The sequence below is a fragment of the Actinoallomurus acanthiterrae genome (assembly GCF_054775715.1).
This window is the reverse complement of sequence record NZ_BAAHCO010000001.1, coordinates 5939831-5959596: the sequence shown is the minus strand read 5'-3', so window position 1 is coordinate 5959596 and position 19766 is coordinate 5939831. Positions and strand designations below refer to the sequence as shown.

At 72.7% G+C, this 19766-nt stretch carries 21 protein-coding genes; 10 read left to right on the top strand and 11 right to left on the bottom strand.

What is annotated here, in order from left to right; genetic code table 11:
• Positions 1 to 20 precede the first annotated feature (20 nt).
• From ACYVF7_RS28245 to ACYVF7_RS28230, 4 genes are all read left to right on the top strand, one after another.
• A complete protein-coding gene (locus tag ACYVF7_RS28245; RefSeq protein WP_460346713.1) occupies positions 21 to 1664 on the top strand; it encodes a PucR family transcriptional regulator in 1644 nt (547 codons plus the stop codon).
• Between the two features lie 101 nt (positions 1665 to 1765).
• The gene (locus ACYVF7_RS28240) at positions 1766 to 2794 is read left to right on the top strand and encodes a tyrosine-type recombinase/integrase (RefSeq protein WP_460346711.1); all 1029 of its coding nucleotides are present in this window, start codon (positions 1766 to 1768) and stop codon (positions 2792 to 2794) included.
• Positions 2795 to 2935: 141 nt separating this feature from the next.
• Positions 2936 to 4384, top strand: a complete 1449-nt coding sequence (gene argG, locus ACYVF7_RS28235) for an argininosuccinate synthase (RefSeq protein WP_460346709.1) — start codon at positions 2936 to 2938, stop codon at positions 4382 to 4384.
• Between the two features lie 41 nt (positions 4385 to 4425).
• The gene (locus ACYVF7_RS28230) at positions 4426 to 5091 is read left to right on the top strand and encodes a formylglycine-generating enzyme family protein (RefSeq protein WP_460346707.1); all 666 of its coding nucleotides are present in this window, start codon (positions 4426 to 4428) and stop codon (positions 5089 to 5091) included.
• A 6-nt stretch (positions 5092 to 5097) separates the two neighbouring features.
• On the opposite strand, the gene ACYVF7_RS28225 is transcribed toward ACYVF7_RS28230, so the two are convergent.
• Positions 5098 to 6015: an ArsR/SmtB family transcription factor gene (locus ACYVF7_RS28225; RefSeq protein WP_460346705.1), complete on the bottom strand. Its 918-nt coding sequence runs from the start codon at positions 6013 to 6015 to the stop codon at positions 5098 to 5100.
• Between the two features lie 310 nt (positions 6016 to 6325).
• On the opposite strand from ACYVF7_RS28225, the gene ACYVF7_RS28220 reads away from it, so the two are divergent.
• Entirely contained in the window at positions 6326 to 6763 is a 438-nt protein-coding gene (locus ACYVF7_RS28220) for a hypothetical protein (protein ID WP_460346703.1), read from the top strand.
• A gap of 105 nt (positions 6764 to 6868) precedes the next feature.
• Here ACYVF7_RS28220 and ACYVF7_RS28215 read toward each other — a convergent pair whose 3' ends face one another.
• The 3 genes from ACYVF7_RS28215 to ACYVF7_RS28205 are packed head-to-tail and all read right to left on the bottom strand — an operon-like array spanning position 6869 to position 9085.
• On the bottom strand, positions 6869 to 7312 hold the full coding sequence (locus tag ACYVF7_RS28215) for a MarR family transcriptional regulator (protein WP_460346701.1): 444 nt from the start codon (positions 7310 to 7312) through the stop codon (positions 6869 to 6871).
• Between the two features lie 43 nt (positions 7313 to 7355).
• Positions 7356 to 8621 (bottom strand): APC family permease, encoded by a 1266-nt coding sequence (locus ACYVF7_RS28210; protein WP_460346699.1) that lies wholly within the window; start codon positions 8619 to 8621, stop codon positions 7356 to 7358.
• 11 nt (positions 8622 to 8632) lie between these two features.
• Complete coding sequence (locus ACYVF7_RS28205) at positions 8633 to 9085, bottom strand: VOC family protein (protein WP_460346697.1); 453 nt, start codon at positions 9083 to 9085, stop codon at positions 8633 to 8635.
• Positions 9086 to 9106: 21 nt separating this feature from the next.
• Here ACYVF7_RS28205 and ACYVF7_RS28200 point away from each other — a divergent pair, with 21 nt between their 5' ends.
• Together ACYVF7_RS28200 and ACYVF7_RS28195 are read left to right on the top strand one after the other, a co-directional pair.
• Complete coding sequence (locus ACYVF7_RS28200) at positions 9107 to 9736, top strand: CGNR zinc finger domain-containing protein (RefSeq protein WP_460346695.1); 630 nt, start codon at positions 9107 to 9109, stop codon at positions 9734 to 9736.
• Positions 9733 to 10941, top strand: a complete 1209-nt coding sequence (locus ACYVF7_RS28195) for an epoxide hydrolase family protein (protein WP_460346693.1) — start codon at positions 9733 to 9735, stop codon at positions 10939 to 10941. The genes ACYVF7_RS28200 and ACYVF7_RS28195 overlap by 4 nt, the downstream gene beginning before the upstream one ends.
• 7 nt (positions 10942 to 10948) lie before the next feature.
• Here ACYVF7_RS28195 and ACYVF7_RS28190 read toward each other — a convergent pair whose 3' ends face one another.
• From ACYVF7_RS28190 to ACYVF7_RS28160, 7 genes are all read right to left on the bottom strand, one after another.
• Positions 10949 to 11461 (bottom strand): GNAT family N-acetyltransferase, encoded by a 513-nt coding sequence (locus tag ACYVF7_RS28190; protein WP_460346691.1) that lies wholly within the window; start codon positions 11459 to 11461, stop codon positions 10949 to 10951.
• Positions 11458 to 12042 (bottom strand): helix-turn-helix domain-containing protein, encoded by a 585-nt coding sequence (locus ACYVF7_RS28185; protein WP_460346689.1) that lies wholly within the window; start codon positions 12040 to 12042, stop codon positions 11458 to 11460. The genes ACYVF7_RS28190 and ACYVF7_RS28185 overlap by 4 nt, the downstream gene beginning before the upstream one ends.
• An 85-nt stretch (positions 12043 to 12127) precedes the next feature.
• Positions 12128 to 13015: a sigma-70 family RNA polymerase sigma factor gene (locus ACYVF7_RS28180; RefSeq protein WP_460346688.1), complete on the bottom strand. Its 888-nt coding sequence runs from the start codon at positions 13013 to 13015 to the stop codon at positions 12128 to 12130.
• Positions 13016 to 13099: 84 nt separating this feature from the next.
• The gene (gene pdxR, locus ACYVF7_RS28175; protein ID WP_460346686.1) at positions 13100 to 14590 is read right to left on the bottom strand and encodes a MocR-like pyridoxine biosynthesis transcription factor PdxR; all 1491 of its coding nucleotides are present in this window, start codon (positions 14588 to 14590) and stop codon (positions 13100 to 13102) included.
• A gap of 22 nt (positions 14591 to 14612) precedes the next feature.
• On the bottom strand, positions 14613 to 15095 hold the full coding sequence (locus tag ACYVF7_RS28170) for a MarR family winged helix-turn-helix transcriptional regulator (RefSeq protein ID WP_460346684.1): 483 nt from the start codon (positions 15093 to 15095) through the stop codon (positions 14613 to 14615).
• Between the two features lie 140 nt (positions 15096 to 15235).
• Complete coding sequence (locus ACYVF7_RS28165) at positions 15236 to 16063, bottom strand: pentapeptide repeat-containing protein (protein WP_460346683.1); 828 nt, start codon at positions 16061 to 16063, stop codon at positions 15236 to 15238.
• A 136-nt stretch (positions 16064 to 16199) separates the two neighbouring features.
• Positions 16200 to 17393, bottom strand: a complete 1194-nt coding sequence (locus tag ACYVF7_RS28160) for a thiolase family protein (RefSeq protein ID WP_460346681.1) — start codon at positions 17391 to 17393, stop codon at positions 16200 to 16202.
• Between the two features lie 134 nt (positions 17394 to 17527).
• On the opposite strand from ACYVF7_RS28160, the gene ACYVF7_RS28155 reads away from it, so the two are divergent.
• From ACYVF7_RS28155 to ACYVF7_RS28145, 3 genes are all read left to right on the top strand, one after another.
• Positions 17528 to 17965 (top strand): winged helix-turn-helix transcriptional regulator, encoded by a 438-nt coding sequence (locus ACYVF7_RS28155; protein ID WP_460346679.1) that lies wholly within the window; start codon positions 17528 to 17530, stop codon positions 17963 to 17965.
• Positions 17966 to 18041: 76 nt separating this feature from the next.
• The gene (locus ACYVF7_RS28150) at positions 18042 to 19142 is read left to right on the top strand and encodes an LLM class flavin-dependent oxidoreductase (protein WP_460346678.1); all 1101 of its coding nucleotides are present in this window, start codon (positions 18042 to 18044) and stop codon (positions 19140 to 19142) included.
• Positions 19139 to 19762, top strand: a complete 624-nt coding sequence (locus ACYVF7_RS28145) for an FMN reductase (RefSeq protein WP_460346676.1) — start codon at positions 19139 to 19141, stop codon at positions 19760 to 19762. Before ACYVF7_RS28150 ends, ACYVF7_RS28145 begins: the two co-directional genes overlap by 4 nt.
• Positions 19763 to 19766: the final 4 nt, after the last annotated feature.

Genomic DNA, 19766 nt, shown 5'->3' with positions numbered 1-19766 from the left:
GTTTGCCAGAGTGGCGATACATGCGTCAGACGCCAGAACCGGGGGAGACGACCTCGTCGACCCGGTTCCTCACGATCGCCGACGTGCTGCGGCTGCCGGTCCTCGTCGCGGGACTCCCGGAGGTCGTGTCCGGGGAGCGGCACCTGGCGCGCCCGGTGCGCTGGGTACACGTCACCGAACTCCTCGACCCGGCGTCCTTCCTCGAAGGCGGCGAACTGATATTCACCACCGGCATGCCGCACCCGGAGGATCCCACCCTGCTGCGCGCCTACGTCGATCAGCTCGCCGACATCGGCGCCGCCGGGCTCGTCATCGAGCTCGGCCGCCGCTACCAGCGAGTGCCGTCCGACCTGGTCCGCGCCTGCCGGGATCGCGACCTCCCGCTCATCGTCCTGCACCGCGAGGTCCGGTTCATCGACGTGACCCAGACCGTGCACGCGCTGATCCTCGACGCTCAGGGAGAGCTGCTCCGCCGGGCCCAGCACATCCAGGACGTCTTCCGGGACCTGACTCTGCACGGCGCCGAACCGGGCGAGATCGTCGAAGCCGCAGCGGAGCTCACCGGGTGCCCGATCGTCCTGGAGAACCTCATCCATCACGCCGTGCACTGCGCGCCCGCCGGCCGCCCGGCCGGACAGGTGCTCACCGCCTGGCCCCGGCGCTCCCACGGCACGCCGACCCCCGACCGCGCCGCGCAGAGCGGGCCGGAGGAGTGGCTCGTCACGCCGCTGGAACACGGCGGCAGCCGCTGGGGACGCCTGGTCCTCCTGCCCGACGAGAACGATCCGCTGATCAGCCCCGAGCACGTCATGGTCCTGGACCACGCGGCGACCGCGCTCACGCTCGCGCGGCTGGCCGGGCACGCGCGCTGGGAACGCGACGCCCATGAGACCGCGCTTCGCGGCCTGATCGAGGGACGGCACCGCACGGCGACCGAGGCCCGCACCCGAGCCGAATCCCTCGGCCTGCCGGTCGCCGGACACCGGTTCGTCGCACTCCTGGTCCGGGCCGGTTCCCGGACGGCCCAGGCCGGCTTCGGCGACGCGTTGGCGGCCCGGCTCGCCGCCGGAGGCGCGCACGCCCTGGTCGGCGGCCTGCGCCCCGGAGTGACCGGCGTGCTGGTCGCCGTGGCGCGGTCGGGCGCGTGGGAGCCGGTCGCCGAGCGCATCGGCCGGTTCGCCCGCGAGCAGCTCGGCGCCGACGCGGTCGTGGCGGTCGGGCCCGGCGTCGCCGACCTCGGACAGGTGGCCCGTTCCTTCGCCGAGGCCGAGCAGGTCCTGGAGGCCATCCGGCCCGGCGCCTCCGACCGGCCGTTCCACGTGACGTCCGACATCGGCCTGCCGCAGTTGCTGTACGCGCTGCGCGACGACGTGCGGATCCAGCGGTACGTCGACCGCCGGCTCGGCCGGCTGATCGACCATGACGAACGACACGGCGGCGATCTCATCGCCACGCTCCACCACTACCTGGCCGAGGCCGGCAACAAGTCCGCGGCCGCCAAGCGCAGCGGCCTGTCGCGCCAGGCGTTCTACCACCGTCTCCGGACGATCGAACGCCTGCTGGGCCACGACCTGGAGTCCGGACCGCAGCGTACGGAGCTGCACGTGGCCGTCATGGCGCTGCAGGCCATGACCGGCCGGAGCCCGGAGGTCCTCGACGGCTGACGCCCGGCCGGTGCCGCCTCATGATCTCGGCCGGCTCGGGGCGGTACCGTTTCTGGACGGTACCGGGCATCCGGCCCGCATACGGGTGATGGTGGTGAGCGATGGCCGTGGGCGTCGAGGTTCTGGCCTCCTCGGCGGCGGCCGGGGCCGTCCTGCGCGGCGCGCCGCAGGCCCGGACACCGCACGAGCTGGCGAGTCTCCTGCGGGCGGCGGGAATGCCGGAGGCGGGACTGCGGTCGACGGCCATGTGGCTGGTCTCCGGGCGGCGCGAGTCACCGCATACACGCGCCGCCTATGTCCGCGATCTGAGCTGGTGGGTGTCGTGGTGCGCCGCGCAGCGCTGCGTGCCGGCGGCGGCGACCACGGCGGCGGCGGACCTGTACATCGCGGCGTTGAAGGAGTCGGGACTGGCGCGAGCCACCATCGGCCGGCGGATCGCGGCCGTCTCGTCGTGGTACACCTACCTGCTCCGGGAGCAGTGCGCGGCGATCAACCCGTTCGAGGGCGCCGAGCGGCCACGGCTGGACGCCCATGCCTCCCGTACGCGGGGGCTGTCGCGCGAGCAGGTCACCGCGGTCCTCGGCCATGCCGCCGACCATGAGTCCGCCCGGACGTACGCGCTGTTGTGGCTGATGTTCGCCACGGCGGGGCGGATCAGTTCGATCCTGGACGCCCGGATCGAGCAGCTGGGCCAGGACCGCGGCCATCAGGTCCTGGACCTGTCCGTCAAGGGCGGCCGGGTCAAACGGTTCGCGATCCCGCCCGCGGCGCTGGCCGCGGTGCAGGGCTACCTGGAGGAACGGGGGGATCCCCAGGAGGGGCTGCTCTTCGTGTCGCGCACCGGCCGGCGGCTGACGCAGTCGTACGCGTGGAAGCTGGTCAACCGGGTCGCCGGCGCGGCCGGAGTGCCGCACGCGATCTCGCCGCACTCGTTCCGGCATTCGGCGATCACGATCGCGCTGGGGGACGGTCGGCCGCTGCACGTGGTCCAGGACTTCGCCGGTCACGCCGACCCGCGTACCACCCGGCGGTACGACCGGGCCCGCGATTCCCTCGACCGCTCACCCGCCTACGAGCTGGCCGCGTCGGTCACCCCGGAGCGGGACGGCGACGGTCCGCACCGGCGGTAGCCCTCGGGCAGGTCCCGGCCCCCGGACGAAGATCGCGACCGCGCTCTGCGGCCGCCCCGAAGCGGCGAAATCAGGATGTCGCCCGACGATCTGCCACACAGGGCTTTGCATGACCATGCACCATCGTGCATACTTGTGCTCGTGTCCAAGGTGCTCACTTCTCTGCCAGTCGGTGAACGTGTCGGGATCGCCTTCTCCGGCGGCCTCGACACCTCGGTCGCGGTCGCGTGGATGCGCGAGAAGGGTGCCGTGCCGTGCACCTATACCGCGGAAATCGGCCAGTACGACGAACCCGACATCGCCTCGGTGCCGGGGCGCGCCACGGCGTACGGCGCGGAGGTCGCCCGGCTGGTCGACTGCCGTGCGGCCCTCGTGGAGGAGGGGCTCGCGGCCCTGGCCTGCGGGGCCTTCCACATCCGCTCCGGTGGCCGCACCTACTTCAACACCACGCCCCTCGGCCGGGCCGTCACGGGCACCCTGCTCGTGCGCGCCATGCTCGAGGACGGCGTGCAGATCTGGGGCGACGGCTCCACCTTCAAGGGCAACGACATCGAGCGGTTCTACCGCTACGGCCTGCTCGCCAACCCGTCCCTGCGGATCTACAAGCCGTGGCTGGACGCCGACTTCGTCAGCGAGCTGGGCGGCCGCAAGGAGATGTCGGAGTGGCTGCTCGCCCGTGACCTGCCGTACCGGGACAGCACCGAGAAGGCCTACTCCACCGACGCGAACATCTGGGGCGCCACCCACGAGGCCAAGGCGCTCGAGCACCTCGACGCGGGCATCGAGATCGTCGAGCCGATCATGGGCGTGCCGTTCTGGGACCCGAGCGTCGAGATAGCCGCCGAGGACGTCACGATCGGCTTCGAGCAGGGGCGGCCGGTCACCATCAACGGCAAGGAGTTCCCCTCGGCCGTCGACCTGGTGCTGGAGGCCAACACCATCGGCGGCCGGCACGGCCTGGGCATGTCCGACCAGATCGAGAACCGCGTCATCGAGGCCAAGAGCCGGGGCATCTACGAGGCGCCCGGAATGGCGCTGCTGCACGCGGCGTACGAGCGGCTGGTCAACGCGATCCACAACGAGGACACCCTCGCCACCTACTACTCCGAGGGACGGCGGCTGGGCCGGCTGCTGTACGAGGGCCGCTGGCTGGACCCGCAGGCGCTGATGCTGCGCGAGTCGCTGCAGCGCTGGGTCGGCACGGCGGTCACCGGCGAGGTGACCCTACGGCTGCGGCGCGGTGAGGACTACTCCGTCCTGGACACCTCGGGACCGGCGTTCAGCTACCACCCGGACAAGCTGTCGATGGAGCGCACCGAGGACTCCGCGTTCGGGCCGGTCGACCGGATCGGCCAGCTGACCATGCGCAACCTCGACATCGCCGACTCTCGTGCCAAGCTCGAGCAGTACGCCGGGCTCGGCATGGTCGGCAGCCGGCACCCGACGTTGATCGGCGCCGCGCAGGCGGCCTCGACCGGGCTGATCGGCGCGATGCCCAGGGGCGGCGCCGAAGCGATCGCCTCGCGCGGCGAAGTGCCGGCCGACGAGGAGCTGCTCGATCACGCCGCGATGGAGTCCGGCACCGACTGACCGGCCGGTGCGACGATGTCACGGCTATGGATCTCGCAACGATGGCTGTAGAGAGCTTGGTCGACATCGCCGGCGGGACGGTCGTGCTGCGCGACGAGGGCACGGACCGGAGCTGGGAGGTCGAGGTCGCGGCCTTCCGGCTGGCCACCTGCACCGTGACCCGGGGCCTGTACCGGCAGGTCGCCGGTGAGACGCCCGTGGCGGCGGCGGACGCGTGCCTGCCGGTGACCGACGTCTCCTGGCGGGACGCGGTCCGCTTCTGCAATCGGCTGTCGCGCGCGGTGGGACTGCGGCCGTGCTACTCGGGCGGCGAGGACGTCGACGCGCTCGACGTCGTCTGTGACTGGGACGCCGACGGCTACCGGCTGCCCTCGGAGGCGGAGTGGGAGTACGCGTGCCGGGCCGGGAGCTCCGGTGTCCGGTACGGCGAACTGGACGACATCGCCTGGTACCGGAAGAACTCCGGCGGCACGGTGCACGAGGCCGGGACGAAGGAACCGAACGCCTGGGGCCTGCACGACATGATCGGCAACGTGTGGGAGTGGTGCTGGGACGTCTACGATCCCGCCGTCTACGGCCCCTACCGCGTCTTCCGCGGTGGAGGCGCGCACGACCGGTCCTGGGGATGCCGGGCCTCGTCGCGGCGGAAGAGCCACCCCGCGTTCCACATCGACGATCTCGGGTTCCGGCTCGCCCGCTCACGCTGACATCCGCTAGGCGTTGTGGTTCCGCCCGGCGATGAGCTCGGTGCCGAGTGGCGTCAGCGTGTGGATGACCGCGCTGCCGTACCGTCGAGTGACGATCAGCCGGGCGTTGCGGAGAACGGTGGCGTGCTGGCTTGCCGAGGGCACCGAGATGCCGGCCCGGCGGCCGAGTTCGGTGGTGGTACAGCCCTCGGCGATGCTGCACAGGACGGCGGCGCGCGTGCGCCCGAGCAGGGCCTCCAGCGCGCGTTCGGCCCGGGCGTGGCACACGTCGTCGGGGGCCACGGCCGATTCGTGCTCGATCGGATAGACGAGGGCCGGGCTCAGGCTGGGGTCGGCCAGCGCGACGGGAGTGCGCAGGCAGAAGAACGCGGGGATGAGGAGCAGTCCCCGTCCCTCGAGGTGGAGGTCGCGCTCGACCGGGTAGTCGCACTCGAGCACCGGGGCACGCCACCGCATCGTCGGCGAGAAGCCGGCGAGCATGCCCTCGACTCCGTTCTCGAGTAAGGCGCGTGAGCGGCGGTCGCGATCGGCGTCGACGGCGGACCGGACCGAGGACCAGAACGGTCGCAGCGCCATCGCGTGGTAGGAGCGCAGGGCGTCACCCAGGCGGGCCAGGGCCGTCGTGTCACGGTGGACCAGCCCGGTGGTCCAGCCGGGGAGGCGGCGGTGTCCGCTCAGCAGTCGCAACTCCGAGCGCATGCGGCGGACCGGTGTCGAGAGCACCGCGTCGATGCCCTCCTCCAGAGCCGCGGTGCCGCCGGACGGCGTCAGGAAGTCCGGGAAGTAGGCGGCGTTGGGTGCGAGTGGCAGGAGCAGGCGCGCCCACGTGCCGGGGTTTCCGCGCACCCGGCGGCGCCATCCGTCGAACAACGACGACGCCTGCCGGTGCTGCAGTAACTGCAGGCTGAGAACCGCTTCCCACATTGGATCCGGCTGGCCCGAAATGCGGATTCGCGTGAGGTCCTCGGTGCGGAAATGGATCCGCAGCATCCTTCCCCCAGAAAGGTGCTCGGCATGATCACCAACGGCAGTCTACCGCCACCCGGCCCGGATGTGTAAACGATTTCCTGCTCCCGGGCTCCGGAGACACCATCGGCATCACCCGTCCCACGAAGCTCAAATGTCACCCCGCCCAGGGACTTTTGGCGACGACTTAAATGATTGACCGGCGATATCCAAAGAGGCCATATTTCGGTAAATCCCCCAATGGTCGAAAGAAAGGTATGGGGAACCCATGAACGCACCTCGCAGAATCGTGAAGCTCGGCCGGCACAAAACCCGCGCCACCGTCGGACTCGCCGCCACCGCCCTGGCGGTCGCCGCCGCCGCCACTCCCGCCGGCGCCGCGTCCGCGCCGTCGACGTCGCCCACCGTGTCCCATACGTACTACGCCAGCTCCTCGAGCATCCCGGCGTGCTCCAGCGGTTACGCCTGCGCGATCGTCTCTTACGGGAGTGGGTACTACGTCTTTAACTTCTACAACTATGGCACGTATTCACTGAGCAATTGGATCGGCCACGGCGGACTGACCAACGCGCAGACCGGCGGCGCGGCCGTCAGAACCTACGATTCCAGCGGTAAGCAGATCGGTTGTTATGCGGCGGCGCCTATCACGGCCGAGGTGGACTGGACCCCCGTCTGGAGCATCAAGCTGACCTCGTCCGGCTGCTGACCGCACACGTACGGGCGGGCGCCGGCCGGTGCTGTAGTCATCCGATACGCCCAGGCCGGGCCCGCTCCCGTGTCTCCTCCGGCACCGCGATCGATGACGCGGAGGCTATGGCGTGCGTCCGAGTTCGGCGAGGCGGGTCAGGGCGGGCAGCGCGCCGGCGATCGCCTTTCGCTGCTCGGCGGTCAGCCGGGCGATGAGCGGGGCCAGGTGGCTCGTCCGGTCGTCGTGGCGTGACCGGCAGATCCGCCGGCCTTCGGTGATGTGGACAAGGACGGCGCGTCCGTCGCTCGGGTCGGGGCGGCGCTGGACCAGCCCGTCGCGCTCCAGCCGGGTGACCAGCTGGGTGATGGCGGGCTGGGTGACCTGCTCGGTGCGGGTGAGGTCGGTCAGCCGCATCGGCCGGTCGTTGAACGCCAGGGTGTCGAGGACCGACAGCGTCGTGAACGACAGCTTCTCCAGGGTGGGAAGCCGGATGTAGAAGCGGTTGAAGCCTTCGATCGCCGTGGTGAAGGCGTCCACGTCCAGGTCGTCGTTCACGCTGTCGTCCACACCCCGAACCTATCGGGAACTCGACCGGGCCACGATCGCCCGCTCACGACGCGCGGGACGCGGCGATACGGCGCAGTCCGTACGCGGCGGCTCCGGCGGCCAGGACGCACGCCCCGGTGACCATCGAGGAGAGGGGCAGCGCGAAGGCCAGGACGAGGCAGCCGACCAGGCCGACCCCGGGGATGAGGCGGGGCGGCCGGCCCTCGGCTCGCGTCAGGGTCGCCGCGGAGGCGTTGGCGATGGCGTAGTAGACCAGCACACCGAAGGAGGAGAATCCGATCGCGCCTCGTACGTCCGCCGTGCCCGCCGCCACGGCCACGATCGCGCCGACGACGAGTTCGGCGCGGTGGGGGACGCCGAACCGGGGATGGACGGCGGCCAGGGCGTGCGGCAGGTGGCGGTCGCGGGCCATGGCCAAGGTCGTGCGGGAGACCCCGAGGATCAATGCCAGCAGGGAGCCGGTCGCCGCGAGGGCCGCGCCCACGCGGACGAGCGGGGCCAGGCCGGGCAGCCCGGCAGCGCGGACGGCGTCGGCCAGCGGAGCGGCCGCCGCGGCCAGCCCGCGGCTGCCGAGCACGGTCAGCGCCGCGACTGCGACCGCCGCGTAGACCACGAGCGTGAGGCCCAGCGCCAGCGGAACGGCGCGCGGGATCGTCCGTGCGGGGTCGCGCACCTCCTCGCCCAGCGTGGCGATCCGCGCGTAGCCGGCGAAGGCGAAGAACAGCAGCCCGGCCGCCTGCAGCACTCCGCCGAACGTGGCGTCCGAGCCGACGTTCAGTCGGGCGGCATCCGAGGGCGCGGAGGTCAGCGTGGCGACCACGACGACGGCGAGCACCGCCAGGACGACGGCCACGATGACGCGGGTGAGCCAGGCGGACTTGTGCACCCCGACGTAGTTCACGGCGGTCAGGGCCACCACGGCGGCCACCGCGACCAGGTGCGCGTGGCCGGGCCACACGTAGGTCCCGACGGTCAGTGCCATCGCCGCGCAGGAGGCGGTCTTGCCGACCACGAACCCCCAGCCCGCGAGGTAGCCCCAGAAGTCGCCGAGCCGTTCACGGCCGTAGACGTAGGTGCCGCCGGAGGCCGGGTAGCGGGCCGCGAGCCGCGCCGAGGAAGTGGCGTTGGCATAGGCGACCACCGCGGCCAGGGCCAGGCCGAGGAGCAGCCCGGATCCGGCCGCACGCGCCGCCGGGGCGAGCGCGGCGAAGATCCCCGCGCCGATCATCGAGCCCAGGCCGATCACGACGGCGTCGAAGACGCCCAGCCGGCGCCGCAGTTCGTCGGGGATCCCGGCGGTGGTCGTCACGGCGTCTCAGACTACGCGGCGCAGAACTCGTTGCCCTCCGGGTCCTCCATGACCCACCAGTGCCCGGCCGGTCCCTTGTTCACCTCCTGGACGCGGGTGGCGCCCAGGGTCTCCAGCCGGGCCACGAGCGCGTCCAGGCCTCCGGGCTCGGCGTGGACGTCGAGGTGCAGACGGTTCTTGCCGGTCTTCGCCTCGGGCACGTCCTGGAAGAGCAGGCGACGTCCCCGGCCGATCCCGCTGGTCGCGTCGAAGGGATCCTCCGGATGGCGGATCGCGGCGAACCCGCGGAACATCCGCCGGCCACGGTGCTCGATCACCGCGTCCTCGCCGATCTGGCCCGCCGCCAGGAGCCGGTCGACGAGCGCCCCGGGGTCCTCCACCTCGTACCCGAGCGCGGCGGCCCAGAAGTCCGCAAGCGCCGGGGAGTCCTCGCTGTCGATGACCAGCTTCCAGTGCAAAGGCATGTAACCACTTATATTGGTTACATGGATTCGTCGGCAACCCCCGGGCTGGTCCTGCGCTCGCACTCCGGGGTCGTCTTCCGGTTCGATCCCGGCGCGCTGTGCCTGGAGCTGCTGACCACCGGCGGGCCCGGTGAGTTCCGCAGATGGGAGGTGCTGCACGAGCCCGCCGACCTGGCCGCCTGGGCGGCCCGGTCACGGCTGACGCCGACGCCCGCCCTGAAGGTCACCCCGGCGGAGGTCGCGGACGCACGGCGGCTGCGCGACGCGCTGTGGCGGATCGCCATCGCCCGCACGCGCGACGAACCGTGCGCACCGGAGGATCTGGCCACCGTCAACGAGGCCGCCGCCAACCCGCCGCTGGCGCCCGCCGTCGGAGCGGATGGCGAGCGACGCTGGGCGGGGCCCGCCGACGGCGCGCGGCTGCTCGCTACAGTCGCCTGTGACGCCGTGGACCTGCTGACCGGTCCGTTCGCCGAGCGCATCCGCATGTGCGCCGGGGACAACTGCTACCTGATCTACGTCGACACCTCACGCCCGGGCCGCCGCCGCTGGTGTTCGATGGAACGCTGCGGCAACCGCCAGAAGGTCCGGGCGCTGCGCGCACGGCGCTCCACCGAGCGCCGGCCCGATGTCTCAAGAGAGAGTGAATGATCGCGTTGTCCGACCAGACCATCCGCCCGCACCGCATCGACATCCCGCAGGCCGACCTGGACGACCTGCACGGGCGCCTGGACCGCACCCGGTGGCCGGACGAGCTGCCCGGAGTGGGCTGGGCGTACGGCGTCCCGCGCGACTACCTGCGCGAGCTCGTACGGTACTGGCGGCACGAGTACGACTGGCGGGCCGCCGAGGCCCGGCTGAACACCTGGCCGCAGTTCACCACCGCGATCGACGGCGCGGACGTCCACTTCGCCCACATCCGCTCCCCGGAGCCGGACGCGACCCCGCTGATCATCACCCATGGCTGGCCGGGGTCGATCGTGGAGTTCACCGGGGTCGCCGGCCCGTTGACGGATCCGCGAGCGCACGGCGGCGATCCGGCCGACGCGTTCCACCTGGTGATTCCCAGCATCCCGGGCTTCGGCCTGTCGGGGCCGACACGCCAGACCGGCTGGGAGTACCAGCGGATCGCGGCCGCCTTCGCCGAGCTGATGGAACGCCTCGGCTACCCGCGCTACGGCGCCCAAGGCGGCGACTGGGGCGCGGCCATCTCCCGCGAACTCGGCCGGATCCGCCCCGACCACATCATCGGCGTCCACCTGAACCTGATCCCGAACTCGGCCGCGACCAGCGAACCGGACGCGGACGAGCTGGCGGCGCTGAGCCCCGCCGAACGCGAACGCACTCTCGCCTCCTGGGAGCGGACCCGCGAGTGGGAGCGCGAACGCGCGGGCTACGCCGCGATCCAGTCGACGCGCCCCCAGACCCTCGCCTACGCGCTGACCGACTCCCCGGTCGGTCAGCTGGCGTGGATCGTGGAGAAGTTCAAGGAGTGGACGGACTCCCGGGACCGTCCCGAGGACGCCGTGGACCGGGATCTGCTGCTCACCAACGTGATGCTGTACTGGCTGACCGGGACGGCAGGATCCTCGGCCCGCGTCTACTACGAGCGGGCGCACGCCGACTACTGGGGCGATCCGCCCGAGCCGTTGTCCGCACCGACCGCCCTGGCGGTGTTCCCCGAGGACAACTTCATCTTCCTGCGGCACATCGCGGAGCGGACGAACAACATCGTGCGCTGGACGGAGTACGACCGTGGCGGGCACTTCCCCGCCATGGAGGAGCCCGACCTGCTGGTCGCCGACGTACGGGCGTTCTTCCGGTCCCTTCGCGAGGACTCCCGCGCGACCGGATGAGGACCGGTCAGCCGACGCGCTTGTAGAAGAAGCTGCAGTCGCGGAGCGCCCCGGCCGGGTCGGCGGCGTAGTCGGGGACGACCCCGTACCGGACCCAGCCGGTGGCGTGGTAGAGGTCCTCGGCGGCGCTGCCGGTCTCGGTGTCCAGGAGCAGGAGGGTCGCCCCGGCCTGGGAGGCCGCCTTCTCGGCGGTGGCGAGCAGGGCCCGGCCGAGGCCCCGGCCGCGCGCGTCCCGGCGGACCATCAGTTTGACGACCTCGGCGCGATGCCGGCCGTTGGGTTTCGGTTCCAGGGCGAGGCTGACCGTCCCGTCGACGCCGCGCGGGCCGCGTGAGACCCAGACGAGGAGGCCGCCGTCGGCCACGACGGGGCTGCGCGCCTCCCACCAGGCGATCGCCTCGCTCGGGTCGAACGGGGTGAGGAAGCCGAGGGAGTGGCCGTCGGCGACGACGTCGGCGAGGAGCTCCGCCAGATCCGGCACGGTGGCGGCGAACTCGGCGGGGGACAGCCGGGTGATCATGGCAGCACCACCACCAGGGCGTAGCGGACCGGGTCGGGGCCGACGCAGCGGAACCGCGAGGGGCCCCACAGCCGGAACCGCAGGCAGTCGCCCGCGCGAACCTCGTGGCCGTGACCGTTCGCGTCCACCCGCAGGGCTCCCTCGAGCACCCAGATGTGCTGCTCCACGCCGGGCACGGGCGGCCCGTCGTAGGAGATGTCCGCGCCCGGGCGCAGGGTGCCCTCGACGACCTCCCCGCGCAGGCCCGCGTGCGGGGGCGACACCGAGCGCCGCAGGAAGCCCGACGCCTCGTCGCGCCACAGGGCCTGGTCGGCGGCGCGGACGAGCTGCGGGGGCTCGGACTCGACCTCGGCCAGCAGCCGCGACATGGTGCGCTCGTAGGCGGCGCACAGTTTGTTGAGGAGGGCGGCGGTCGGGCTGATCTCGGCGTGCTCCAGGCGCGACAGCGTGGAGCGGCTCACCCCGGTGCGCCGCGCCAGCTCCTCCAGTGACCAGCCGCGCTCGGCCCGCAGCTCCGCGAGGCGGGCCGCCAGCCGGGCGTCCACCTCGTCCGGCGTGACACTCGTCGACGACGTTCCCATATTCGGGAGGATATCCCATATCCGGGAGCCGCTGGGCTGTCGGCCGCCGCTGCGCCTCAGCCGACGTCCGGCGGCGCCGCCGGCCTCAGCCGTCCAGGACCGTGACGTCGAGGCGGGCCAGGCGCTCGGGGTCGGCGAGGATGTCGATCGCGGCGATCAGGCCGTTGGTGATCGTGAAGCTCAGGACCGACATCGGACGCCCGTCGTCGAGGCTGACGACCCCCGCGGCGCCGTTGACCAGGGCCGACCGTGTGGCGTACGAACCGGCGAACCGGTGGAAGGTGGCCATCTGCCCGGAGACGTCCCGTACGCCGCGCAGCTCCGCCCTTCCGCCCGGGACGGCACCGCGGTCGGTGCGCAGCACCACGTCGGGGTGGAGCACGGCGACCAGCGCGTCGAGGTCGCCGCCGCGCGCGGCGGCGAGGAACGCGTCGACGACCTCGCGCTGGCGCGTCAGGTCAGGGTCGGGGACGGGGGCCGCGCCCTGGACCCGGCGGCGGGCGCGGCTGGCGAGCTGCCGGGCCGCGGCCGGCGAGCGGCCCACGATCGGGGCGATCTCCTCGAACGGCACCGCGAACATGTCGTGCAACACGAACGCCAGGCGCTCGGCGGGTCCGAGCGACTGCAGCACCACCAGCAGCGCGAGCCCGACCGAGTCGGCCACCAGCGCCTGCTGTTCGGGGTCGATCCCTTCGGCGGGGCCGACCACCGGGTCGGGCAGGCGCGCCTCGAGGGATTCCTCACGCCGGGAACCGCGCGTCCGGAGCATGTCGAGACAGACCCGGCCGACGACCGTGGTCAGCCAGCCGCCCAGGTTCTCCACGTCGCCGATGTCGGCACGGCTCAGCTTCAGCCACGCCTCCTGCACGGCGTCGTCGGCCTCGGCCAGGGAGCCGAGCATCCGGTAGGCGACCGCCCTCAGGTGGGTGCGGTGCTCCTCGAACCGGCCGGCCAGGAACTCGTCCTCGTCCATCTCTCATGTCCTTCTGTCGCGTCTCGTCGTAGCGATGACGGATCGGATCGCGCCCATGTGACGGGACGGCGGCGCCGGGCCCTGTCACCCTTGGCCGAGGAGCAGGCCGCGCAGGGCTTCGCCGACGACCGCCACGCCCTCGGCGATGTCGGTCGGCCTGCTCGCGGCATAGCCCAGCACCAGACCCGGCCGGCCCGGGCGCACGCGGTGCCAGGACAGTGGCTGGACCTTCACTCCGCGCGCGAGCGCCTCGGCGGCGAGTTCGGTGTCGGCGAACCCGCCGGCGAAAGTGATCAGCAGGTGCAGGCCCGCGGCGGCGCCGTGCACGGTCGCGCCCGGCAGGTGCGTCCCGATCGCCTCGATCATCGCGTCGCGGCGCTGCCGGTGGCGCCTGCGGACCAGGCGCAGGTGGCGGTCCATCGCGCCCGACTCCATGAGGCGGGCCAGCACGAGCTGCGGCACCAGGGCGTTGCCGAGATCGGCGTACCGCTTGGCCTCCACCAGCGCGTCCCGATACGCCGGCGGGGCGAGGATCCAGCCGACGCGCAGCGCCGGGGCCAGGAGCTTGGAAACGCTCCCGGCGTAGCAGACGCGGTCGGGGAGCATCGACCGCAGCGCGGGCACCGGAGGCCGGTCGTAGCGGTGCTCGGCGTCATAGTCGTCCTCGAGGACGAGCCCGCCCGCACGGGCCCAGTCCACGAGCCGGCGGCGGCGTTCCCCGCCGAGCACCACTCCGGTCGGGAACTGGTGGGCCGGGGTGACCAGGACGGCCGGAGTGTCCTGGGAGCGCAGATCGTCGACGCGGATTCCGGCCGAGTCGACCGGGACCGGCGGTGTCCGCAGCCCCCAGTGACGCAGGTGCTGGCGGGCGCCCAGGGATCCGGGGTCCTCCACCGCCACCGCGCCGATCCCGTCGTCCCGGAGCACCTGCGCGAACAGGCCGAGCGCCTGGGCGGTGCCCGCCACGATGATCACCTCGTCCGGATCCGCCCGGATCCCGCGCGTGCGGGCGAGCCGCTCGGCGACGGCGCGGCGGAGCGCGGGTGCTCCCCGCGGGTCTCCGTATCCCAGGTCGGCCGTCGGCAGGTCGCCGAGTACGGCGCGCTCGGCACGCAGCAAGGCGGTGCGCGGGAACGCGGCCAGGTCCGGCACGCCGGGCGACAGGTCGATCCGGGCGGGCGCCGCGCGTACGGCGTCGAAGACGTCCCCGCCCGGCGGGGCCGCGAACACCGCGCCCGCCGGCTCCGGGCGGACGGGCGCCGGGACGCGCGCCGGGGGCGGGGCGGCCACGACGACGGTGCCGGCGCGGCCCCGCCCGGCGAGCCGGCCCTCCTCGATCAGACGCTGGTAGGCCTCGGTGACCACCCCGCGGGAGACGCCGAGGTCTGCGGCCAGCGACCGCGTGGCCGGGAGCCGGCTGCCCACCGGCAGCCGGCCGTCCGCGATCGCGTGCCGCAGCCGCTCGGCGAGCCAGTCGGAGCGGCCGCCCGCGGGGGCCTCCTCGATGCGCAGCTGGAGGAAGTCCGACCCGGGCGTCACGGGACCGTCCGCGGGGTCCGTACTGGAGTCGGCCATCAGGCCATTGTGAAGTGGCCGCTCAGCGCTCGTGCGCGGCGGTGGCCGCCGCGTCGGCCTCGGCGAAGACCATCGGCACCTTGTTGGCCGAAACGACGCGGCCGAGCAGCTCCGCGAGCGTCTCGCGGTCGGACTCCGGCAGGTCTCCCGGCAGCGCGTCCACCCGGCGGCAGGTCTCGGCGTAGAACTTCTCCACGACCTCACTGCCCTCGTCGGTCAGCGCGACGCGGACCGCGCGCTTGTCCTCCGGATCGGGCTCGCGCCGCACCAGGCCACGCTGCATGGTCCGGTCCACCAGGCCGGTCAGGCTCGACTTGGCCAGCCCCAGCGTCCGGCCCAGCTCGGTCATGCCGTACGGCCCGGGCATCAGCACGCACAGCAGCTGCCCTTGTTGCGCGGTCAGCCCGTACTCCCGGGCCGACTCGGCGTACACGGCGTTCACCAGGAAAGAGGAACGCACCAGTGCGGCGACGACCCCCATGCGTTCACCGTCGGGCTTTGCCACCTCGCCAGAATACGGCAGCCGCCACGGCGGCGAGCGAGGAGAAGGCACGCACCCGGTGACGGCGCCGGTCGATCAGCGGTGGGTCGCGATGAGACGTCGCAGCGCGGCCTGGGCGGGTGGGCCCCATGTGGGCGGAGAGATCACCAGTGGGCGGGGCGGGTGAGCGCGGCCGGCAGCCTGGTCGCGGCGTCGCCGCGGGCGGCGTCGACCTGTGCCTGGGTGAGGAAGATGGCGCCGGTCAGGTCCGCTCCGCGCAGGTCGGCGTCGCGCAGGTCCGCGCCGATCAGGTCGGCCGCGCGCAGGTCGGCGTTCCTGAGGTCGGCCGCGATGAGGTAGGCGCCGCGCAGATCGGCTCCGCGCAGGTCCGCGCCCTTGAGCCGGGCGCCGATGAGGTCGGCGCCCCGGTGGTTCGTCCGGCGGCCCGGGACCCCGGCCCGTACGAGCTCACCGACGCGCAGCAGGAGCGGGTTGACGCGGGCGCGGTGGGCGGCCACGTCCAGTTCGGCGAGGTCACGGGCGCCGGCGCGGGTGAGGCGCTCGGTTTCCTGCAGCATCGCGCGCAGCTCGTCGTGGATCGGGCGGGCCTGGGGAAGGGTCAGCGCCTCGGTGAGGTACCACAGCATCTCGTGCAGCTGCCGCATGACGGCGAAGACCGCGAACATCTCCCGGGCGACGCCCGGCGTCTCCCGCCAGTCCCGGCCCGCGAAGGTGACCTGGGAGACCTTCTGCCCCGCGCCGAAGCAGTCGAAGACGGTGCAGCCGGAGAAGCCCTTCGCCCTCAGGTCGGCGTGAATGCCGCAGCGGGAGTCGCCGCGAAGGTTCGGGCAGGGCCGCCCGGCCTCCTTGTCGATCGCGAAGCCGGCCGACGCCGAGAAGGGCAGCGCCACGCAGCACAGCGCCTGGCACCGGCCGCAGTCGGCCCGCAGGTCGGTGCGGTCGGCGCGTTGCGTCTGGTGGTCCTGCGGCAACGGCGTGTTCCCCCTGTTCGGAGCGGCGCCGGCGTCTCACGGCGCCCGGTGCGGACCCTCCATTGTCCAGGATCGGGCACACCACCCGCGCACGCCGATCCGGGGGCGGTGTGGCCCGCGATCAGGCACCCCCGGCTCAGAGGCGTTCGACGATGGTGGCGTTGGCGAGGCCGCCGGCCTCGCACATCGTCTGCAGGCCGTACCGTCCGCCGCGCTGTTCGAGGACCGACAGCAGGGTGGTCATCAGGCGGGCGCCGCTGGCCCCGAGGGGGTGCCCGATGGCGGTGGCGCCGCCGTTGACGTTGACCTTGGCCGGGTCGGCTCCGGTCTCGGCCAGCCAGGCGAGCACGACGCTGGTGAAGGCCTCGTTGACCTCGAACGCGTCGATGTCGCGCAGCGTCAGGCCCGCGCGGTCGAGGACCTTGCGCGTCGCGGGGATGATGCCGGTGAGCATGAGCAGGGGGTCGTCGCCGACCACGGCGAAGGTGTGCAGCCGCGCGCGGGGCCGCAGCCCGAGCCGCCGGGCGGTGTGGCCGCTGGTGATGAGCACGGCGGCGGCGCCGTCGTTGACCGGTGAGGAGTTGCCCGCGGTGATCCGCCAGTCGATCTGCGGGAAGCGCTCCTCCCAGACGTCGGCGCGGAACGCCGGCCGCAGCCCGGCCAGGATCTGTGGTGACGTGCTCGGGCGCACCGATTCGTCCTGGGTGACGGTCACGGGGGCGCCGTCGGCCGACGGCGCCTTGACGGGGGAGACCTCGGCGGCGAACCGGCCGTCCGCCCAGGCGCGGGCGGCGCGGTGGTGGCTCTCGGCGGCGAAGCCGTCCAGCCGCTCGCGGGACAGCTCCCAGCGCTGGGCGATCAGCTCGGCGCTGATCCCCTGCGGGACGAGGCCGTCGGGGTACCGCTGGGCGACGCCTGGGCCGAGGAAGTCGCGGCCGGCCGTCTGGCTGCCGATCGGCACCCGGCTCATGGACTCGACCCCGGAGGCGATGACGACGTCGTAGGCGCCGCTGATCACTCCCTGGGCGGCGAAGTGGATCGCCTGCTGGCCGCTGCCGCACTGGCGGTCCACCGTCACGGCGGGCACCGACTCCGGGAGCCCGGCCGCCAGCGCGGCCCACCGGGCGGTGTTGCCGCTCTGCTCGCCGATCTGCCCGACCGCTCCGCTGATCACGTCGTCCACGATGGCCGGGTCGATGCCGGTCCGCTCGATGAGGGACCGGATCGCGTGCGCGTGCAGGTCGACGGGGTGCACCCCCGACAGGGCGCCGCCCGGCTTGCCCTTGCCGATCGGCGTCCGGACCGCGTCGACGATCACAGCGTCGTTCATGGAGGTGTCCCCTCAGTCGCTTCAGAACCCTACTCACGGATATATCGTGCAAAGTTGGATTTCACAACCCACTCGCGACGCGGCCCGATAGGTTGGGGTGCGCGAGATCGCGACGGATCTAGGAGGGGAGTCCGGTGGCCGCACGTGGCCGTGTGTGTTCCATCGCCAACGCGCTGGCGGTGATCGGCGAGCGGTGGAGCCTGCTGGTCCTGCGCGAGATCCTGCTCGGCGAGCGGCGGTTCGACGGGATCGCCCGCAACACCGGGGCCAGCCGTGACATCCTCGCCGCGCGCCTGCGCACGCTGGTCGAGGCCGGCGTGCTGGAGAAGCGGCCGTACGAGGAGCATCCGCCGCGCTATGAGTACGTGCCCACCGAGGCGGGCCACGCCCTGCAGCCGATCCTGCTCAACCTGATGGATTGGGGCGACCGGTACGTCACCGACGGCCCCGCGCCCACCGTCTGGCGGCACTCCTGCGGATCCGAGTTCCACCCCAGGACGGTCTGCGCGCACTGCGGGGGACCTGCCACCGAGGAGGAGATGCGGGCGGTCCGCGTCGGCCCCGTCCGCTGAGCCCCCCCGGGGGAATCGACGACCGGGTCCGCGCGTTCGCCGCTATAGTTGAACTTTCAATCAGGAGAGGTGGGTCATGCAGTTCGGAATCTTCACGGTCGGCGACGTCACGCCCGATCCGACCACCGGCAGGACGCCGAGTGAGCATGAGCGGATCGAGGCGATGGTGACGATCGCGTCGAAGGCCGAGGAGGTGGGCCTGGACGTGTTCGCCACCGGTGAGCACCACAACCCGCCGTTCGTCCCCTCCTCGCCCACGACGATGCTCGGGTACATCGCGGCGCGGACCGAGCGGCTGATCCTGTCGACCGCCACCACGCTGATCACCACGAACGACCCGGTGAAGATCGCCGAGGACTTCGCGATGCTGCAGCACCTGGCCGGCGGCCGCGTCGACCTGATGCTGGGCCGCGGCAACACCGGGCCGGTCTACCCGTGGTTCGGGCAGGACATCCGCAAGGGCATCCCGCTGGCCATCGAGAACTACGCGCTGCTGCACCGGCTCTGGCGTGAGGACGTGGTCGACTGGAAGGGCCGCTTCCGCACCCCGCTGCAGGCCTTCACCTCCACGCCCCGGCCGCTGGACGGCGTCCCGCCGTTCGTGTGGCACGGCTCGATCCGCAGCCCGGAGATCGCCGAGCAGGCCGCCTACTACGGCGACGGGTTCTTCGCCAACAACATCTTCTGGCCCAAGGAGCACTTCCAGCGGCTGGTCGGCCTGTACCGGGAGCGGTACGCCCACTACGGCCACGGCACGCCGGAGCAGGCGATCGTCGGCCTGGGCGGGCAGGTGTTCATGCGCAAGAACTCCCAGGACGCCGTACGGGAGTTCCGCCCGTACTTCGACAACGCCCCCGTCTACGGGCATGGGCCGTCGCTGGAGGAGTTCATGGACGAGACGCCGCTGACGGTCGGCAGTCCGCAGCAGGTCATCGACAAGACCCTGACCTTCCGGGAGCACTTCGGCGACTACCAGCGTCAGCTGTTCCTCATCGACCACGCCGGGCTGCCGCTGAAGACCGTGCTGGAGCAGCTGGACCTGCTCGGCGAGGAGGTCATCCCCGTGCTCCGCAAGGAATTCGCGAGCGACCGGCCCGCCGAGGTCCCCGACGCCCCCACCCACGCCTCCCTGCTCGCCGCCCGCGGCGCCGAGGCCCTGGCGGAGGCGGCCAAGTGAGCCCGCTGAGCCTCGTGGCCGTCTCGGCCGGCCTGAGCACGCCCTCCTCCACCCGCCTGCTGGCCGACCGCCTTGCCGAGGCGGCCCGCGAGCACCTGGCCGAGGACACCCGCCCGGTTGAGGTCACCGTGATCGAGCTGCGCGACCTGGCCACCGACATCGCTTCCAACCTGGTCACCGGGTTCCCCGGCGCCCGGCTGCGTACGGCGCTGGAGGCGGTCACCGCCGCGGACGGCCTGATCGCGGTCAGCCCGATCTTCTCGGCCTCCTACAGCGGCCTGTTCAAGTCGTTCTTCGACGTGCTCGAGGGCGATGCCCTGACCGGCACGCCCGTCCTGATCGCCGCGACCGGCGGCACCGCCCGCCACTCGCTCGCCCTCGAGCACGCGCTGCGGCCGCTGTTCGCCTACCTGCGCGCGATCGTGGTCCCCACGGCCGTGTACGCGGCGTCGGAGGACTGGGGGTCGGCCGGTGAGGAGCGCACCGGCGACCTGGCGGACCGGATCGGCCGCGCGGCGGGCGAACTGGCCGCGCTGCTGGCCGGCCGCCCGGCCGCCGCCCCCGCTGCCGAGTCCGTCGTGCCGTTCGAGGAGCAGCTGGCCGCCCTGCGCCCCGAGTGAGCCG

Excerpts from the sequence above, each read along its gene's own strand:
- ACYVF7_RS28160 (WP_460346681.1), bottom strand. The coding sequence starts at position 17,393 with ATGAACGACGCTGTGATCGTCGACGCGGTCCGGACGCCGATCGGCAAG.
- ACYVF7_RS28190 (WP_460346691.1), bottom strand. The coding sequence starts at position 11,461 with ATGATCACCCGGCTGTCCCCCGCCGAGTTCGCCGCCACCGTGCCGGAT.
- ACYVF7_RS28230 (WP_460346707.1), top strand. The coding sequence starts at position 4,426 with ATGGCTGTAGAGAGCTTGGTCGACATCGCCGGCGGGACGGTCGTGCTG.
- ACYVF7_RS28225 (WP_460346705.1), bottom strand. The coding sequence starts at position 6,015 with ATGTGGGAAGCGGTTCTCAGCCTGCAGTTACTGCAGCACCGGCAGGCG.
- ACYVF7_RS28205 (WP_460346697.1), bottom strand. The coding sequence starts at position 9,085 with ATGCCTTTGCACTGGAAGCTGGTCATCGACAGCGAGGACTCCCCGGCG.
- ACYVF7_RS28185 (WP_460346689.1), bottom strand. The coding sequence starts at position 12,042 with ATGGGAACGTCGTCGACGAGTGTCACGCCGGACGAGGTGGACGCCCGG.
- ACYVF7_RS28180 (WP_460346688.1), bottom strand. The coding sequence starts at position 13,015 with ATGGACGAGGACGAGTTCCTGGCCGGCCGGTTCGAGGAGCACCGCACC.
- ACYVF7_RS28150 (WP_460346678.1), top strand. The coding sequence starts at position 18,042 with ATGCAGTTCGGAATCTTCACGGTCGGCGACGTCACGCCCGATCCGACC.
- ACYVF7_RS28220 (WP_460346703.1), top strand. The coding sequence starts at position 6,326 with ATGAACGCACCTCGCAGAATCGTGAAGCTCGGCCGGCACAAAACCCGC.
- ACYVF7_RS28195 (WP_460346693.1), top strand. The coding sequence starts at position 9,733 with ATGATCGCGTTGTCCGACCAGACCATCCGCCCGCACCGCATCGACATC.
- ACYVF7_RS28240 (WP_460346711.1), top strand. The coding sequence starts at position 1,766 with ATGGCCGTGGGCGTCGAGGTTCTGGCCTCCTCGGCGGCGGCCGGGGCC.
- ACYVF7_RS28245 (WP_460346713.1), top strand. The coding sequence starts at position 21 with ATGCGTCAGACGCCAGAACCGGGGGAGACGACCTCGTCGACCCGGTTC.
- pdxR (WP_460346686.1), bottom strand. The coding sequence starts at position 14,590 with ATGGCCGACTCCAGTACGGACCCCGCGGACGGTCCCGTGACGCCCGGG.
- ACYVF7_RS28200 (WP_460346695.1), top strand. The coding sequence starts at position 9,107 with ATGGATTCGTCGGCAACCCCCGGGCTGGTCCTGCGCTCGCACTCCGGG.